13 protein-coding genes and 4 tRNA genes are annotated in these 14,268 nt (G+C 62.5%); 16 read left to right on the top strand and 1 reads right to left on the bottom strand.

What is annotated here, in order from left to right; translation table 11 throughout:
• The 4 genes from AC1PQG_RS20015 (at position 1) to rhtB (ending at position 3,981) form a co-directional block, all read left to right on the top strand.
• A complete protein-coding gene (locus AC1PQG_RS20015; RefSeq protein ID WP_481119519.1) occupies positions 1–1,371 on the top strand; it encodes a sensor histidine kinase in 1,371 nt (456 codons plus the stop codon).
• 157 nt (positions 1,372–1,528) lie between these two features.
• The gene (locus tag AC1PQG_RS20010; protein ID WP_481119518.1) at positions 1,529–2,353 is read left to right on the top strand and encodes a HoxN/HupN/NixA family nickel/cobalt transporter; all 825 of its coding nucleotides are present in this window, start codon (positions 1,529–1,531) and stop codon (positions 2,351–2,353) included.
• 260 nt (positions 2,354–2,613) lie between these two features.
• The gene (locus AC1PQG_RS20005) at positions 2,614–3,357 is read left to right on the top strand and encodes an energy transducer TonB (RefSeq protein WP_481119517.1); all 744 of its coding nucleotides are present in this window, start codon (positions 2,614–2,616) and stop codon (positions 3,355–3,357) included.
• A gap of 12 nt (positions 3,358–3,369) precedes the next feature.
• Positions 3,370–3,981 carry a homoserine/homoserine lactone efflux protein gene (gene rhtB / locus AC1PQG_RS20000; RefSeq protein ID WP_481119516.1) on the top strand — a complete coding sequence of 204 codons (612 nt, stop codon included), beginning with the start codon at positions 3,370–3,372 and terminating at the stop codon, positions 3,979–3,981.
• A gap of 8 nt (positions 3,982–3,989) precedes the next feature.
• On the opposite strand, the gene AC1PQG_RS19995 is transcribed toward rhtB, so the two are convergent.
• Complete coding sequence (locus tag AC1PQG_RS19995) at positions 3,990–4,805, bottom strand: HDOD domain-containing protein (RefSeq protein WP_481119515.1); 816 nt, start codon at positions 4,803–4,805, stop codon at positions 3,990–3,992.
• Positions 4,806–4,924: 119 nt separating this feature from the next.
• On the opposite strand from AC1PQG_RS19995, the gene AC1PQG_RS19990 reads away from it, so the two are divergent.
• The 12 genes from AC1PQG_RS19990 (at position 4,925) to rpoB (ending at position 14,251) form a co-directional block, all read left to right on the top strand.
• Positions 4,925–5,009 (top strand) — tRNA-Tyr (locus tag AC1PQG_RS19990).
• 71 nt (positions 5,010–5,080) lie between these two features.
• A tRNA-Gly gene (locus AC1PQG_RS19985) sits at positions 5,081–5,154 on the top strand.
• A 15-nt stretch (positions 5,155–5,169) separates the two neighbouring features.
• Positions 5,170–5,244 (top strand) — tRNA-Thr (locus AC1PQG_RS19980).
• A gap of 63 nt (positions 5,245–5,307) precedes the next feature.
• Positions 5,308–6,498: an elongation factor Tu gene (tuf, locus tag AC1PQG_RS19975; protein ID WP_481117506.1), complete on the top strand. Its 1,191-nt coding sequence runs from the start codon at positions 5,308–5,310 to the stop codon at positions 6,496–6,498.
• A 61-nt stretch (positions 6,499–6,559) separates the two neighbouring features.
• Positions 6,560–6,635 (top strand) — tRNA-Trp (locus tag AC1PQG_RS19970).
• A 24-nt stretch (positions 6,636–6,659) separates the two neighbouring features.
• Complete coding sequence (secE, locus tag AC1PQG_RS19965; RefSeq protein ID WP_079432637.1) at positions 6,660–7,013, top strand: preprotein translocase subunit SecE; 354 nt, start codon at positions 6,660–6,662, stop codon at positions 7,011–7,013.
• Positions 7,010–7,543 carry a transcription termination/antitermination protein NusG gene (nusG, locus tag AC1PQG_RS19960; protein WP_481117508.1) on the top strand — a complete coding sequence of 178 codons (534 nt, stop codon included), beginning with the start codon at positions 7,010–7,012 and terminating at the stop codon, positions 7,541–7,543. Before secE ends, nusG begins: the two co-directional genes overlap by 4 nt.
• Before the next feature lie 93 nt (positions 7,544–7,636).
• Positions 7,637–8,068, top strand: a complete 432-nt coding sequence (gene rplK, locus AC1PQG_RS19955) for a 50S ribosomal protein L11 (RefSeq protein ID WP_481117509.1) — start codon at positions 7,637–7,639, stop codon at positions 8,066–8,068.
• 1 nt (position 8,069) lies between these two features.
• Positions 8,070–8,774: a 50S ribosomal protein L1 gene (gene rplA / locus AC1PQG_RS19950; RefSeq protein WP_481117510.1), complete on the top strand. Its 705-nt coding sequence runs from the start codon at positions 8,070–8,072 to the stop codon at positions 8,772–8,774.
• A 225-nt stretch (positions 8,775–8,999) separates the two neighbouring features.
• The gene (gene rplJ / locus AC1PQG_RS19945; RefSeq protein ID WP_481117511.1) at positions 9,000–9,500 is read left to right on the top strand and encodes a 50S ribosomal protein L10; all 501 of its coding nucleotides are present in this window, start codon (positions 9,000–9,002) and stop codon (positions 9,498–9,500) included.
• 50 nt (positions 9,501–9,550) lie between these two features.
• Positions 9,551–9,925, top strand: coding sequence for a 50S ribosomal protein L7/L12 (rplL, locus tag AC1PQG_RS19940; protein WP_481119514.1), 375 nt, complete (start codon positions 9,551–9,553; stop codon positions 9,923–9,925).
• 195 nt (positions 9,926–10,120) lie between these two features.
• A complete protein-coding gene (gene rpoB, locus AC1PQG_RS19935) occupies positions 10,121–14,251 on the top strand; it encodes a DNA-directed RNA polymerase subunit beta (RefSeq protein ID WP_481119513.1) in 4,131 nt (1,376 codons plus the stop codon).
• Positions 14,252–14,268 lie beyond the last annotated feature (17 nt).

Below are 14,268 nucleotides of genomic sequence, written 5' to 3'. Positions count from 1 at the left end.
GTGGCGGACGGTGAGCGTCGCCTGCCCGATTCTTCCGCCTTGCTGGCCGCGGCGCCGGAAGGCGTGGGGGAGGGCGCCTGGATCGACGTGATCCAGAAGATGGACGAGGTCTATTCCGACCTGCTGCAGTACGAGGTCGCCCTCGAGGAGAAGAACGCCAAGCTGGAGGAGAGCCAGGGCTTCATCCTGTCGGTGCTGACCTCGATCTCCGACATCCTGGTGGTGTGCGACCGGCGCGGGCGCATCGAGGAGGTGAACCGCTCCCTGGAGGCCTTCACAGGCAGGGCTTCGGAAGCCCTGCGCGGCATGCCGTTCTTCGAGCTGCTGGCTGATCCGGCTGCGGTCGAGGTGGCGCGCAGCTGGTTCGCGCTGCGCGGCGATGCGCCCATCCATGATTGCGAGCTGGCCCTGCGGGCTGCCGACGGCAGCGCGGTGCCGGTGTCCGTCAACTGCACGCCGCGCTATTCCTCGGTGGGCAAGTCGCTGGGAATGGTGATCACCGGGCGCCCGGTGGGGGAGCTGCGCAAGGCCTATTCGGCGCTGCGCCAGGCCCACGACGACCTCAAGCGGACCCAGCAGCAGCTGCTGCACTCGGAAAAGATGGCCTCCCTCGGCCGCCTGGTGGCGGGTGTCGCCCACGAACTCAACAACCCGATCAGCTTCATTCTCGGCAACACCCATGCGCTCAAGCGTTATGCGGGGCGCCTGGAGGAATACCTGGCGGCGGTGCATGCCTGCGAGCAGCCGGAGGTCCTGGGCGAGCTGCGCCAGCGGCTGCGCATCGACCGCATCCTCGGCGACCTGGATCCGCTGATCGAAGGCACCATCGAGGGGGCTGAGCGGACCCGCGACATCGTCGATGGCCTGAAGCGCTTTTCCGCGCTGGACCGGGAGGAAAGCAGCCGCTTCGACCTGGTGACAGTGATCGGCCGCTCGGTGAGCTGGGTGTGCAAGGCTGCGCCGGAGCGCTTTGCGGTGGATGTCCGCCTGCCAGCCGAATTACCGGTGATTGGTTCGTCGGGGCAGATGCAGCAGGTGGTGATGAACCTGGTGCAGAACGCCGGTGATGCCACCGCCGGCCAGGATGCGGCGCGGCTGCAGATCGACGGGGGGATCGAGGACGGGGCGGTGGTGGTGCGCTTCCACGACAACGGGCCCGGCATCGACGCCCGCCATCTGCCGCATATCTTCGATCCTTTTTTCACCACCAAGCCGGTTGGCAGCGGGACCGGCCTGGGCCTGTCGATCAGCTACGGCATCGTCGAGCGCCATGGTGGTGTGTTGAGCGCTGGCAATCATCCCGATGGCGGTGCGGAGTTCGTGCTGCGCCTGCCGTGGGCGGGGAGTGGGGCGGAGAAGGGGACGTCCTGAGCCGGCTGGAAAGTCGGCTTGCGGTGTGGGCGTGCCGTTGGTTGGCGGCTTGCCGTTACCGGGATGGCGGGGCTCGTGGGGACGCGGCCAAGGACTGTGGCACGGATGTTGTATGAACTAATATAGTTTCTTCATACGGATCGTCCGCAATCGCCCCATGCCCGCCTTGCCTTCCGATCATCTTGCCCTCGTCCTGCTGGTCTTCGCCCTCGGCCTCAAGCATGGTTTCGATGCCGACCACCTCGCCACCATCGACGGGCTGACGCGCTTCAATTCCCGCGCCAACCCGGGGTGGGCACGTTATTGCGGGACCCTGTTCTCCCTCGGCCATGGCGTCGTGGTGGTGGCTATTGCGCTGACGGTGAGCCTGTTGTCCGGGGCGTGGTCGGCACCGGACTGGCTGGAACTGTCGGGGGCGTGGATCTCCATCGCCTTTCTAATCCTGCTCGGCGTGCTCAATTTGCGTGCGGTTTTTGCCGCCGAAGCACACGAAATGGTGCATCCGGTCGGCCTGAAGGGGCGCTGGCTGGGGCGTCTCGGGCAGATTGCCCATCCGGGCGGGGTGGCGCTGGTAGGGGCGCTGTTCGCATTGTCCTTCGATACGGTGAGCCAGGCGGCGTTGTTCGCGATGGCCGGCGTGCAGGCAGGCGGCTGGCTGCCGGCGGCTGGTTTGGGCCTGGTCTTCATGCTCGGGATGCTGATTGCCGACGGCGTCAATGGCTGGTGGATCGCCCGCCTGATCGCCCGTGCCGATGGCACGGCGCGGGTGGCGTCGCGGGTGATGGCGCTGGCGGTGGCGGGCATGAGCCTGCTGGTGGCGGCCTATGGGCTGGTACGGATGGTGTCGCCTGAACTGGAAGCCTGGGGCGAGGGCAAGGAGTTGGCGCTGGGCGGCCTGGTGGTCGGAGTGGTCTTCGTCAGCTTCGTGCTGGGCTTGCGGCTGGCCCGCGGGCAGGTCGTGGGGTCCCGGCCGGTGGCTTGAAAGGCGTCGTGGCCCCGGGAGTTGTCCACCGATGGGGGACAATTCGGTAGCATCCGTCCCTTCGCCCTTGATCGATCTTAAGGCCGCCAGGCGGCCGGAGCGGCAGATTACGCACTGCCGCCGGATGCCGATCATGCAGGGCCGGCTGCACCGATTGACTACGACGAGTACCTCTTGAAGACCGAATTATCCTCCGCCTTCGTCATCCTTGCCCAGTCTGCCGGGGCGGGCCTTCCGCGCGTTCTCGGGCGCCGTACGCCGTGCTGACGGATCGTGGTGTGGTGGCTGCGCTGGCGGCGTCGCTGGCGCTGCACGCTGCGGCACTGGGACTGGGCGGGCTGGCGCCGGCTAGCGTCACGACGCCTCCGCGGGTGCTTGAGGCGCGTCTGGTGCAGGAGGAGGTGCTTCCGGAAAATCCGAAGGTCACGCCCCGTCAGGAGTCATTGCCGCGGCAGTTGAGGCCTGAGGTCGCCAAGTCCGAGCCGCCCAGGCCGGAAGTCCGTCATCTGCTGCCCGCACCTGTGCCGGTGGTGCCCGCGCCGGCCAGGCTGGTGAGTGAGGCGCCCGCCGAGCGGTCTGCTGTGCCGGTGATCAGTGGGGCATCTACCACCGCGTCGTCGGTAGCGGCCGTTCAGGGCGGCGTGCCGACGGTCAGTACGGCGGTAAGTTCAGCGGCAGCGGGGAACGCGGGGGCTGCGTCGGCGCCGGCGTATTCACCGCCGGGCTTCGGTGCCGGCTACCTGCACAATCCAAAGCCCGCGTATCCGATGATGGCTCGACGCCGTGGTCTGGAAGGCATTGTGCGCCTGGATGTGCGGGTGTCTGTGGACGGCATTCCGACGGCGGTCAAGGTGCGCGAGAGTTCCGGGCATGAGAGCCTCGACGAGGCGGCGACGACGGCGGTGTGGCACTGGAAGTTCGTGCCGGCCAAGCGTGGCGGTGAGCCGATCGAGGATACCGTGGTGGTGCCGGTGCGCTTCCGCCTCGGTGATGACGCAGGTTGAGTGGAGATTGATATGGCTCTGCATTTGTGGCTGGGTTTCTTTCTGACGACGCTGGTGGTGGCGCTGTCCCCGGGGCCGGGGGCCGTGCTGAGCATGAGCGTCGGGATCCGTCTTGGCTATCGCCACGCGCTGAAGGCGATCCTAGGCTTGCAGACAGCCCTGCTGCTGCAGCTGGCGTTGGTGGGGCTCGGTCTGGGGGCGGTGCTGGCGGCGTCCGAGCTGGCCTTCCTCGTCATCAAGCTGGCTGGCGCGGCTTACCTGGTGTGGCTGGGCGTCCAGCGCTGGCGCGAGCCCCTGGCTATCGGCGAGGCGGGGGCAGATGTGAACCGGGGGTTCTACCGCCAGGGCATCCTGGTGAATCTCGGCAATCCGAAGGCGATCGTCTTCATTGCCGCGCTGGTGCCGCAGTTCATCGATCCGCAGGCGCAGCAGCTGCCCCAGTTCGCGGTGATCGCGCTGACCATGTGCAGCCTGGATACCGCGGTGATGTCGTGTTACGCGTTGCTGGCAAGCCGTTTCCGTGGCGTGCTGGCCAGCCCGCGGCGGGGGCTGTTCGCCAACCGGGTCTTCGGCAGCATCTTTGTCGCTGCCGGCGCCCTGCTGGCGGGCACTTCCCGCCAGTAAGCCGCGCTTCAGTTGCGGGCGGCGAATTCGGCGAACAGGCGATTGAGGCCGATTTCATCGACGCCAAATTCTTCCTTCACCGGTTCCGCCCAGTCAGTCCAGTCTGGTGACGGCCCGTCGCGCAGGCGGCGGCCGACCGCCAGCATCAGCGCGATCCGCCGTGGGTTGTCGGCCAGCCGTGCGGTCAGGTGTGGATCGTGGTGGCAGCGGATCGCCTCGCAGACCACGTCGGGCAGCTTCCAGTTACGCGCGACGAGGAATCCTGCTGCGGCGTGGTCGCAGCCCGTCAAGGCATCCACTGCGCGGGTGGCGGCTTCCAGCACTGGTCCGCTGTGGCGCAGCAGATGGGCGTGTTCGGGCGTGCGGCGCAGCAGCACGGCGACGCCGGAGTCCTGCATCAGGGCGGTAAGGTAGGTGGTGTCTGCCCAGGCCCGGTGTTCCGTGCCACGGCAAAAGAGATAGCTGAAATCCGCAGCGCAGGCGCTCGCCTGCCACAGGGCTTCAATGGCCGTCGCATCCAGACCGGCGCAGTGGCCGCGCATCGTGGTGCTGGCGGCGGTTGCGAGGGTGCGTGTCCGGCCCAGCATGGTGATCGCCTCTAGGGCCGAGCGGGGGGCGTTGCGTGGCCGGAATACGGGAGAGTTGGCCACGCGCATCAGGGCGCCGGTCAGCGCGGGATCCTGGACAACCGCGGCCGCGAGTTCACGGGGCCCCGCGTCTTCGTCTGCTGCTGCAGCCTGCAGGCGCAGAAAACCCGTGCCGGGGTTCGGCAGAACGACGCCGCTGGCGAGAACGGCAGTAACGAGTGCATCCTGATCATTCATGGCGGGTGCGCTTTCTTCCTGTTGGACGTCCCATTTCACTACAACAGGGGGCTTTCCACAAAAAACGCAAATAGTGTTTGACAGCCTTTTTATGGCTGCCTATAATGCGCGTCTCGTTTGGAGGGGTTCCCGAGCGGTCAAAGGGATCAGACTGTAAATCTGACGGCACTGCCTTCGAAGGTTCGAATCCTTCCCCCTCCACCAACGGTTTTGCTGTTAGCTCCGCCCGCGGGTTGCGGTGTTGTGAGTGGTGAATGTGAGTCGTACGTTGTAAAGCGGGTGTAGCTCAATGGTAGAGCAGAAGCCTTCCAAGCTTATGACGAGGGTTCGATTCCCTTCACCCGCTCCAGGTTGAGTGTGAGAGGCCCATGTAGCTCAGTGGCAGAGCACTCCCTTGGTAAGGGAGAGGTCGGCAGTTCAATCCTGCCCATGGGCACCACGGTTTGGTGCGGCAGCTCAGGGTGAGTACCCGGTTTTCTGATTTTTTTGCGGAGTTGATGACATGGCAAAGGAAAAGTTCGAGCGGAAAAAGCCGCACGTGAACGTTGGCACGATTGGTCACGTTGACCATGGCAAGACCACGCTGACGGCTGCGATCACGACCGTTCTGTCGCGCAAGTTCGGCGGTGAGGCGAAGGCCTACGACCAGATCGATGCTGCGCCGGAAGAAAAGGCTCGTGGTATCACGATCAATACTGCGCACGTCGAATACGAAACCGAAACCCGTCACTACGCTCACGTTGACTGTCCGGGTCACGCTGACTACGTGAAGAACATGATTACCGGTGCTGCCCAGATGGATGGCGCGATCCTGGTGTGTTCCGCGGCTGACGGCCCGATGCCGCAGACCCGTGAGCACATCCTGCTGGCCCGTCAGGTTGGTGTGCCGTTCATCATCGTCTATCTGAACAAGTGCGACATGGTTGACGACGAAGAGCTGCTCGAGCTGGTCGAAATGGAAGTGCGCGAGCTCCTCTCCAAGTACGACTTCCCGGGCGACGATGTGCCTATCGTCAAGGGTTCCGCCCTGAAGGCGCTGGAAGGCGATCAGTCCGACATCGGCGAGCCCTCCATCTTCCGTCTGGCTGATGCTCTGGATTCCTACATCCCGACCCCGGAACGTGCCATCGATCTGCCCTTCCTGCTGCCGATCGAAGACGTGTTCTCCATCTCTGGTCGTGGTACGGTGGTGACCGGTCGTGTCGAGCGCGGCATCGTCAAGGTTGGTGAAGAAATCGAGATCGTCGGTATCAAGCCGACCGTCAAGACCACCTGCACCGGCGTGGAAATGTTCCGCAAGCTGCTGGATCAAGGTCAGGCTGGCGACAACGTTGGCGTGCTGCTGCGCGGCACCAAGCGTGAAGACGTCGAACGTGGTCAAGTGCTGTGCAAGCCGGGCTCCATCAAGCCGCATACCCACTTCACCGGTGAAGTGTATGTGCTGTCGAAGGAAGAGGGCGGCCGTCACACTCCGTTCTTCAATAACTACCGTCCGCAGTTCTACTTCCGTACTACGGACGTGACCGGTTCGATCTCTCTGCCGGAAGGCACCGAGATGGTCATGCCGGGCGACAACATCTCCATGACCGTCAAGCTGATCGCTCCGATCGCCATGGAAGAAGGTCTGCGTTTCGCCATCCGTGAAGGCGGTCGTACCGTCGGCGCCGGTGTGGTTGCCAAGGTTATCGAGTAATACTCGATAGTCGTACTCGAAGGGCCCTGCTCCCCGCGGGGTTCTTCGTAGTCTCTGCTGCAGGGGTATAGCTCAACTGGCAGAGCGTCGGTCTCCAAAACCGAAGGTTGGGGGTTCGATTCCCTCTGCCCCTGCCATAGTTAATTCGGACGCAAGTTTCAATGGCCGACAAAATCAAGTTCGCGCTGGCACTGGTTCTACTGGTAGCCGGCGTTGTGGGCTTCTATCTGCTCTCCGAGCAGGCAATGGTTCTGCGCGTCCTTTCGGTGCTCGCGGGTGTTGCGCTTTGCGCTGCTGTGGCTTGGAAGACCGAGCCTGGGCAGCGTTTTGCCGTTTTTGCCAACGAAACGGTGGCGGAAACCAAGAAGGTCGCCTGGCCTTCCCGCAAAGAGACGTTCCAGACTACCGGGATCGTTTTTGCTTTCGTGGTGATCATGGCGGTTTTTTTGTGGGTGACCGACAAGACCCTCGAGTGGACCCTTTATGACCTGATCCTGGGTTGGAAAAAATCATGAGCAAGCGTTGGTACGTGGTACACGCCTATTCCGGCTTTGAGAAGTCGGTGCAGCGGGCGCTCGTCGAGCGTATTGCTCGCGCAGGTATGCAGGATTTCTTTGGTCAGATTCTCGTTCCCGTCGAAGAAGTCGTGGAAATGCGGAATGGCCAGAAGAGTATCTCCGAACGCAAGTTCTTCCCCGGCTACGTGCTGGTGGAAATGGAGATGAACGACGACAGCTGGCATTTGATCAAGTCGACGCCGAAAGTCACCGGCTTCGTCGGTGGTACGGCCAACAAGCCGACTCCGATTTCCGAAAAGGAAGTCGAGAAGATCATGCAGCAGATGCGGGATGGCGTCGACAAGCCGCGTCCCAAGGTGTTGTTCGAAGTGGGTGAGATGGTCCGCGTGAAGGAAGGCCCGTTCACCGATTTCAACGGCTCCGTCGAAGAAGTCAATTACGAAAAGAGCAAGATCCGCGTGTCGGTGACCATTTTTGGTCGCGCGACGCCGGTCGAACTGGACTTCAGTCAGGTCGAAAAGACCTGACTCCGCTAGGGCGCCAAGGCGCCCTGTTTTGAGCCCGAAAGGGCAGAGGAGCGCGGGTTTCCCGCGCGCTAGTACTCAATAAGGAGTTGCCGAATGGCAAAGAAAATTATTGGCTACATCAAACTGCAGGTTCCTGCAGGCAAAGCCAACCCCAGCCCCCCGATCGGTCCCGCTCTCGGTCAGCGCGGCCTCAACATCATGGAGTTCTGCAAGGCGTTCAACGCCCAGACCCAAGGTATTGAGCCCGGTCTGCCGATCCCCGTCGTGATCACCGCCTTCGCGGACAAGAGCTTCACCTTCGTGATGAAGTCTCCCCCGGCCACGATCCTGATCAAGAAGGCCGCCGGTATTCAGAAGGGTTCTCCGAAGCCCCATACCGACAAGGTCGGCAAGATCACCAAGGCCCAGTGTGAAGAAATCGCCAAGGTCAAGGTCAAGGATCTCACCGCTGCCGACGTCGAAGCCGCTATCCGTACCATCGCTGGCTCCGCTCGCAGCATGGGCATCACCGTGGAGGGCCTCTAACATGGCAAAGCTGTCCAAGCGCGTTCTGGCCCTGCGTGCCAAGGTCGATCGCAACAAGACCTACCCGCTGACCGAAGCACTGACTCTGGTCAAGGAAAACGCCACTGCCAAGTTCGACGAATCCGTCGATATCGCGGTGAACCTCGGTGTTGATGCCAAGAAGTCCGACCAGCTGGTTCGTGGCTCCGTGGTGCTGCCCGCCGGTACCGGCAAGACCGTCCGTGTTGCCGTGTTTGCCCAAGGTGACAAGGCTGAAGCCGCTCGTGCGGCGGGTGCCGATGTGGTTGGTTTCGACGACCTCGCCGAACAGGTGAAGGGCGGTACGATCGACTTCGATCTGTGCATCGCCACGCCGGACGCCATGCGTGTCGTCGGCGCCCTCGGTCAGATCCTCGGCCCCCGCGGCCTGATGCCGAACCCGAAGGTTGGCACCGTGACCATGGACGTGACCACCGCCGTCAAGAACGCCAAGGCCGGTCAGGTTCAGTACCGTACCGACAAGGCCGGTCTGATCCACGCCACCGTGGGCCGTGCTTCCTTCTCCGTGGAAGCGCTGCAGCAGAACGTGAACGCCCTGATCGACGCGCTGGTCAAGGCCAAGCCCGCCGCTTCCAAGGGTGTGTATCTCCGCAAGGTTGCCGTGTCGTCCACCATGGGCGCCGGTGTCCGTGTGGAACCTGCTACTGCCGCCGCGCAGCAGCAATAAGAACTTTGGGACGGCCGGTCGCCGCAAGGTAGCCGGCCGGATCGTCAAAGACCGCAGGTGCAGTCCGGCTCAGGCCGGATGGCTTAATCATCGAAAACCTGCGTAGACGGTGCCCCAGACAGGATTTTCCGCTTTTCGTGCCAACGAAAGGTAAAGCTCCTGATCCAGGTCGCCGTAGGTGCGATGAGGTTTTCATCGCGTGTTGACTTGATAGGAGGAAAGACCTTGAGTCTGAATCTCGACGACAAGAAGGCCGTAGTGGCCGAGGTGTCGGCACAAGTAGCGAACGCCCAGACCATCGTCGTGGCTGAGTACGCAGGTATCGAGGTGGGCAATCTCACCGTCCTGCGCGCCAAGGCCCGTGACGCTGGCGTTTACCTGCGCGTGCTGAAGAACACCCTGGCCCGTCGTGCCGTGGCTGATACGTCCTTCGCAGCGCTGGCCGATCAAATGACCGGCCCGCTGATCTACAGCATCTCCGCTGACCCCGTGGCTGCCGCCAAGGTTCTCGCCGATTTCGCGAAGACCAACGACAAGCTGGTGCTGAAGGCTGGCTCCTATGCCGGCAACGTGCTCGACAAGGCCGGCGTGCAAGCCCTGGCCGCGATCCCGAGCCGCGAAGAACTGCTCGCCAAGCTGCTGGGCGTCATGCAGGCCCCGGTGTCCGGCTTTGCCGGTCTGCTGGCCGCACTCGCCAAGAAGCGTGAAGAAGAAGCCGCGGCCTGATCGGTCGATCCCCGGCAAAACGTACGAAATTAGATCTGGAGTATTTTGAGATGGCAATCACCAAAGAAGACATCCTCGAAGCCGTTGGCGCGCTGACCGTTATGGAACTGAACGACCTGGTCAAGGCGTTCGAAGAGAAGTTCGGCGTCTCCGCCGCAGCCATGGCCGTTGCCGCTCCTGGCGCTGCCGGTGCTGCTGCCGCTGTTGAAGAGCAGACCGAGTTCACCGTCGTGCTGAATGCCGCCGGCGACAAGAAGGTTGAAGTGATTAAGGTTGTCCGTGCCGTTACCGGCCTGGGCCTGAAGGAAGCCAAGGACCTCGTCGATGGCGCTCCGAAGCCCGTGAAGGAAGGCATTGCCAAGGCTGACGCCGAAGCGCTGAAGAAGCAGCTGGAAGACGCTGGCGCGAAGGTCGAAATCAAGTAATTTTGATTTCCCGCAAGGGGCTGATGCCATTTTGGCATCGGCCCTTTTGCGCTTTCTATTTTCTGATTTACCCGTCCAAGCCAGACGACAAAAAAGAGCGTTCGATGCAGATTAAAGCGCGACATGCGTTGAATCAAGTGTCCGAAATGCTGTCTTTTGTCTTCTGACGTCCGACTTCTCAGACCCGGAGCATCTATGGCGTACTCCTACACCGAGAAAAAGCGTATTCGTAAAAGCTTCGCCAAGCGCGCAGCTGTAAAGAATGTGCCTTATCTGCTGGCCACTCAGCTTGAATCCTATGCGTCCTTCCTGCAAGCAGAAACTCTGCCGGCAGCACGGGCAAATCAGGGTCTTCAAGCTGCCTTCAACTCCATTTTTCCGATTACCAGCCACAGCGGCAACGCTCGGCTGGAATTCGTGCAATTCAATCTCGGTGAGCCTGCCTTCGATGTGAAGGAATGTCAGCAACGCGGCCTTACGTATGCATCGCCGCTGCGGGCACGGGTCCGTCTGGTCATTCTGGACAAGGAAGCGGCCAAGGAGACCATCAAGGAAGTCAAGGAGCAGGAAGTGTACATGGGCGAGATTCCGCTCATGACCAACAACGGCTCCTTCGTCGTGAACGGTACCGAGCGGGTCATCGTGTCCCAGCTGCACCGTTCGCCGGGCGTCTTCTTCGAGCACGACCGCGGCAAGACCCACTCGTCGGGCAAGCTGCTGTTCTCCGCCCGGATCATTCCCTATCGTGGTTCCTGGCTCGACTTCGAGTTCGATCCGAAGGACTACCTGTACTTCCGCGTGGACCGTCGCCGCAAGATGCCGGTGACCATCCTGCTGAAGGCGATCGGCATGACGCCGGAAGAGATTCTGGCCACCTTCCACGATTTCGAGAAGTTCTCGCTGCTGGATGACGGCGCCCAGTTCGGCCTGGTTCCGGATCGCCTGCGCGGCGAGATGGCCAAGTTCGACGTTGTGGACGCGTCCGGTAAGGTCATCGTGACCAAGGACAAGCGGATCACCGCCAAGCACATCCGTGAACTGGCCAGCGCCGGCATCGACATGGTGACGGTGCAGGACGACTTCCTGCTTGGCCGTGTACTGGCGACCAATATCGTCAGCCCGGATGGCGAACTGGTTGCGCGTGCCAACGAAGAGATCACCGAAGACGTCCTCGACAAGCTGCGGGACGCCGGTGTCACCGATTTCAACACGCTGTACCTGAACGACCTGGACCGCGGTTCGCACATTTCCCAGACCCTGCGCACGGACGAAACCGCCGACCAGTGGGCTGCCCGCGTGGCGATCTACCGCATGATGCGCCCGGGCGAGCCGCCCACGGAAGATGCCGTCGAGGCGCTGTTCCAGGGCCTGTTCTACCTGCCCGAGCGCTACGACCTGTCGGTCGTCGGCCGCATGAAGTTCAACCGCCGCGCCTATCCGGAAAAGCTGGACGACAAGGCGCCGGAATGGCAGAAGCGCCTGTACGAAACCGTCGGCCCGAAGGACGGCGAAGGTCCCGGCACCCTGTCCAACGAGGACATCCTGGCGGTCGTCGGCGTGCTGGTCGAGCTGCGTAATGGCCGCGGCGAAATCGACGATATCGATCACCTCGGCAATCGTCGCGTGCGCTCTGTCGGCGAACTGGCCGAAAACCAGTTCCGTGCCGGTCTGGTGCGTGTCGAGCGTGCGGTGAAGGAGCGTCTGGGCCAGGCCGAGAGCGACAACCTGATGCCCCACGACCTGATCAACGCCAAGCCGATCAGTGCCGCCATCAAGGAGTTCTTCGGTTCCAGCCAGCTGTCCCAGTTCATGGACCAGACCAACCCGCTGGCCGAGATCACCCACAAGCGCCGCGTGTCGGCCCTTGGCCCGGGCGGTCTGACCCGTGAGCGTGCTGGCTTCGAAGTGCGAGACGTGCACCCGACCCACTACGGCCGCGTGTGTCCTATCGAAACGCCGGAAGGTCCGAACATCGGTCTGATCAACTCGCTGGCACTGTTCGCCCGCACCAACCAGTACGGCTTCCTCGAGACCCCGTACCGCAAGGTGGTGGACAACAAGATCACCGACCAGATCGACTATCTGTCCGCGATTGAGGAAGGTCAGTACGTGATCGCCCAGGCGAACGCGGAAATCGACGCTGAAGGCAAGCTGATCGACGAACTGGTGTCCTGCCGTATCCGCGGCGAATCGATGCTGGTGACGGCCGATCAGATCCAGTACATGGACGTGGCGCCGGGGCAGATCGTGTCCGTGGCGGCCTCGCTGATTCCGTTCCTGGAACACGACGATGCGAACCGCGCACTGATGGGCGCCAACATGCAGCGTCAGGCCGTGCCCTGCCTGCGTCCGGAGAAGCCCTTCGTCGGTACCGGTATCGAGCGCACCGTGGCGGTGGACTCGGGTACCGCCGAGCAAGCTCTTCGCGGTGGTGTCGTCGACTACGTGGACGCCAACCGCGTCGTGATCCGTGTGAACGATGATGAAACCGTTGCCGGTGAAGTCGGCGTCGACATCTACAACCTGATCAAGTACACCCGTTCCAACCAGAACACCAACATCAACCAGCGTCCGGTGGTGAAGGTGGGCGATAAGGTTGCGCGCGGCGACGTGATCGCCGATGGTGCTTCCACTGACATGGGCGAACTGGCTCTCGGCCAGAACATGTTGATCGCCTACATGACCTGGAACGGCTACAACTTCGAAGATTCGATCCTGATCTCCGAACGCGTGGTTGCCGACGACCGTTTCACCTCGATCCACATCGAGGAACTGACCGTCGTTGCCCGTGATACCAAGCTCGGTCCTGAGGAAATCACCCGCGACATCGCGTCGCTCGGCGAAGCCCAACTGTCTCGTCTTGACGAGTCCGGCATCGTTTACATCGGCGCCGAAGTTGAAGCCGGCGACGTGCTGGTGGGCAAGGTCACGCCCAAGGGCGAAACCCAGCTGACGCCGGAAGAGAAGCTGCTGCGCGCGATCTTCGGCGAGAAGGCTTCCGACGTTAAGGACACCTCGCTGCGCGTGCCGTCTGGCATGAACGGCGTGGTCATCGACGTGCAGGTGTTCACCCGCGAGGGCATCGAGCGCGACAAGCGTGCCCAGTCGATCATCGACGACATGCTGCGTGGTTTCAAGACCGATCTGGCCGACCAGATGCGTATCGTGGAGCGTGACGCTTTCGAGCGTATCGAGCGGATGATCATCGGCCAGCCCGCCAACGGCGGTCCGAAGCGTCTCGCCAAGGGTGCCGTGATCACCAAGGAATACCTGGACGGCGTCGAGCACTACACCTGGTTCGACATCCGCATGGCCGACGAAGCCATCGCGGCCCAGATGGAAGCCGTGCGCGAAGCCCTCGAGAAGACCCGCAAGGACTTCGATCTGGCCTTCGAAGCCAAGAAGAAGAAGCTCACCCAGGGCGACGAACTGCCGCCGGGCGTGCAGAAGATGGTCAAGGTCTACCTCGCCGTGAAGCGCCGTCTGCAGCCTGGCGACAAGATGGCCGGCCGTCACGGTAACAAGGGTGTGGTCTCCAAGATCGTCCCGGTCGAAGACATGCCGTACATGGAAGACGGCACGCCGATGGATATCGTGCTGAACCCGCTGGGCGTGCCGTCGCGGATGAACATCGGTCAGGTGCTGGAAACCCATCTGGGCTGGGCTGCCAAGGGTCTCGGCAACAAGATCGACAGCATGCTGCGCGCCAAGGCCAGTGCCGCCGAAGTTCGCGGTTTCCTGGAAGAGATCTATAACGATAGTGGCAAGCCGGAAGAGATCAGCGACTTCACCGAAGTCGAAGTGTTCGAACTGGCGCACAACCTGCGCAAGGGCGTGCCGTTCGCGACGCCGGTCTTCGACGGTGCCGAAGAGGAAGAGATCCAGGGCATGCTCGAACTGGCAGGCCTGCCGTCCAGCGGTCAGGTGAACCTGTTCGACGGTCGCACCGGCGAGCCCTTCGAGCGTCAGGTGACCGTCGGCTACAAGCACATGCTGAAGCTGCATCACTTGGTCGATGACAAGATGCACGCCCGTTCCACCGGCCCGTACTCCCTGGTGACCCAGCAGCCGCTGGGTGGTAAGGCGCAGTTCGGCGGCCAGCGTTTCGGTGAAATGGAAGTGTGGGCGTTGGAAGCCTACGGTGCTGCCTACACGCTGCAGGAAATGCTGACCGTCAAGTCGGATGACGTGACCGGCCGGACCAAGGTGTACGAAAACATCGTCAAGGGCGAGCACAAGATCGATGCCGGCATGCCGGAATCCTTCAACGTGCTGGTCAAGGAAATTCGCTCTCTGGCCATCGATATCGATCTGGACCGCTACTAAGCGGCCCGTGTCGACGA

Source organism: Zoogloea sp. GDB6, from assembly GCF_056724105.1.
The sequence above is the reverse complement of the archived record's forward strand: the minus strand, read 5'-3'. Positions and strand labels throughout refer to the sequence as shown.